A 3267-nucleotide genomic window follows, 5' to 3' on the forward strand; every position below is an offset into this window, starting at 1 on the left:
AAAGTGCTTTCGTTGCAAGAGCAAGTCACTCAGCTACAACAACAGATTGACGCCCTGCGTCACGATGATTGGTTGGCACTCTAATTTATCTGGCCCAGAGCAATATTGTGCATCTGGGCTTAACGCAAGGATTACGGAACCCTTATGGACCATTCAGTACATAACAAGCTCATTTCATTTATTTGGAACATTGCCGACGACTGTTTACGTGATGTGTACGTTCGCGGTAAGTACCGCGATGTGATTTTACCTATGGTGGTATTACGACGTTTAGATACGTTACTAGAACCTACCAAAGAAGCCGTGCTTGATGAGGTAAAGTTCCAAAAAGAAGAGATGCAAGCCACAGAGCTTGATGATGAACCGTTGAAGGCGGCCAGTGGTTATGTCTTTTACAATACATCTAAATGGACGCTGAAATCCCTGTTCAACACCGCGACTAATAACCAACAGATATTACTCGCCAACTTTGAAGAGTACCTGCTTGGCTTTAGCGATAATGTTAAAGAAATCATTGAATGCTTTAACCTCAAGTCGCAAATTCGTCACATGGCCTCCAAGCAAGTCCTTCTTGATGTCGTCGAGAAGTTTGTTTCCCCCTACATCAACCTAACTCATGAAACGGTCGCAGACCCAGATGGTAACAAGATGCCAGCCCTTACTAACCTGGGTATGGGTTACGTGTTCGAAGAGTTGATCCGCAAGTTCAACGAAGAAAACAATGAAGAAGCAGGTGAACATTTTACGCCACGTGAAGTAATTGAATTGATGACGCACCTGGTGTTTGACCCAGTCAAAGACCAGTTACCGCTAACCATGACGGTGTATGACCCTGCGTGTGGTAGCGGTGGTATGTTGACTGAATCTCAAAACTTCATTGAAGAGAAATACCCGAACGACAGCCGTGATGTTTACCTTTACGGCAAAGAGATCAACGACGAGACTTACGCGATTTGTAAATCGGACATGATGATCAAAGGTAACAACCCTGAGAACATTAAGGTAGGCTCAACCTTGTCTACCGACGAGTTTGCGGCTTCTCGCTTTGACTTTATGTTGTCTAACCCGCCATATGGTAAGAGTTGGGCGTCTGAACAGAAGCACATTAAAGACGGCAGTGATGTGATTGACCCACGTTTTAAGGTTAGCCTGAAAGACTATTGGGGAAATCTGGAAGTGGTGGATGCCACGCCACGTTCAAGTGATGGCCAGCTACTCTTCTTAATGGAAATGGTTAACAAAATGAAAGATCCGAGCGTAAGCCCATTAGGCAGCCGGATTGCTTCTGTTCATAACGGCTCCTCGCTCTTTACCGGTGATGCGGGCGGTGGCGAAAGTAACATTCGTCGCTTCATCATCGAAAACGACATGCTAGACGCCATCGTTCAGTTACCTAATAACCTGTTCTACAACACCGGCATTACCACTTACATTTGGGTGTTGAACAACAATAAACCTGAGGCACGAAAAGGCAAGGTGCAGCTGATTGATGCCAGCTTGCTATACCGTAAGTTGCGTAAGAACTTAGGTAACAAAAACTGCGAATTTGCGCCTGAGCACATCACGGAAATTACCGATACTTACCTCGCATGTGAGGATGTTGAAAGAGCACTTGATGCAAACAATGATCCTGTTGGCATCGCCAGCAAGGTGTTCAGTAATGATAACTTTGGCTATTACAAAGTCACTATCGAGCGCCCAGATCGCCGCAGAGCCAAGTTCACTCAAGACGCAATAGCCCCACTGCGTTTTGATAAGCAGCTCAGTGAAGTGATGGAGTACGTGTACGCAGAGCACGGCGAACTTGTATATGAAAAAACTGGCTATGGTACTGAAAAGAAAAAGAGCTTCTTGAAATCCATTGAGAAAGACATTCTTTCTTGGTGTGAAGAGAACGACATCAGTCTCAATGCTAAGACGAAGGCCAAACTGCTTGATGTGAAACACTGGCTGGCGCTTAAAGCATTGCTTGAAACGGCACAAACGCTGATGGGTGGCATCGGTAGCAGTGAATTTGATGACTTCAATAAATTTAAAACCCAAGTTGATAAATTGCTAAAAGCCCATGCTATTAAGCTTTCAGCACCTGAGAAAAATGCCATCCTAAACGCGGTGAGCTGGTATGACGAAACCGCCAAGAAAGTGGTTAAAAAGGTAGTTAAATTAACGGGTGATAAATTAGACGACCTTCTGGAGCGCTATGAGTGTGAAGTCGCTGACCTGCCCGATTTTGGTTATTACCCCGTTCCTACCACAGAAGGCGGTAAAAAGGGCGAGTTCATCACTTACGAGACCAACTCAGACCTGCGAGACACAGAATCTGTCCCGCTGAAGCAAAGCATTTACCAGTACTTCCTAGACGAAGTGAAGCCTTATATTGATGAAGCATGGATAAACCTGGATACAGTGAAAATTGGCTATGAAATCAGCTTCAATAAGTATTTCTACCGTCATAAACCGCTGCGTAGTTTAGAGGAGGTCGCAACCGACATCATCAACCTAGAACAAAAAGCCGAAGGTCTTATTGCGCAAATCCTTGGAATAGAGAGTTTGGGTGTGAAAGTGGCGGAAGTTCAGGGAGAAGCCTAATGACAAATTTATCGGGAATAAATTTGAACAACGGCACTGCCGTTGGCGCGAAGCGCGAGGGCATGGACAGCCCGAGTCAAAGTTTAGCGTTGATGCCGAAATATGACGATTATGTAGATTCTGGGGTTGAATGGTTGGGACGAGTACCTGCCTCTTGGGAATTAACACGATTAGGCACTCGCTTTAATGAGCGTAGATCTAAAGTTTCAGACATTGACTACCCCGCACTCTCCGTAACAAAAAAAGGCGTTCTACCTCAATTGGATAATGCGGCCAAAACAAAAGATGGCGATAACAGAAAGCTAGTAAAAGAGGGTGACTTTGTTATAAATAGCCGCTCTGATCGGAAGGGTTCTAGTGGAGTATCTGACAGAGATGGATCAGTATCGCTTATAAATATAGTGCTTAAACCAAAAGGGATACATCCAAAGTTTTCTGAGCACCTTTTGAAAAGTCATGCATTTATTGAGGAGTACTATCGTGTTGGACGTGGAATAGTCGCAGATTTGTGGACTACTCGATACGATGAAATGCGGACGATTACTATATCTGTTCCTTCACTAGAAGAACAAACCCTAATAGCCAACTTTCTAGACAAGAAAACCGCGCAAATCGACGATGCGATTGCTATCAAAGAGCTGCAAATTAGCCTGCTGAAAGAGCGTAAGCAGATCATCA

Annotated in this window: 2 protein-coding genes; both read left to right on the plus strand. The window is 44.6% G+C overall.

Features of this window, described 5'->3' with window-relative positions; translation table 11 throughout:
* The first annotated feature begins 144 nt into the window (after positions 1-144).
* Positions 145-2589 (plus strand): type I restriction-modification system subunit M, encoded by a 2445-nt coding sequence (locus tag ON072_RS20880; protein ID WP_274626179.1) that lies wholly within the window; start codon positions 145-147, stop codon positions 2587-2589.
* Positions 2589-3267 (plus strand): restriction endonuclease subunit S (locus ON072_RS20885; RefSeq protein ID WP_274626180.1); only part of this gene is annotated, 679 nt, incomplete at its 3' end. The genes ON072_RS20880 and ON072_RS20885, both read left to right, overlap by 1 nt.

Source organism: Shewanella sp. K8, from assembly GCF_028823715.1.
Classification (GTDB): Bacteria; Pseudomonadota; Gammaproteobacteria; order Enterobacterales; family Shewanellaceae; genus Shewanella; species Shewanella algae.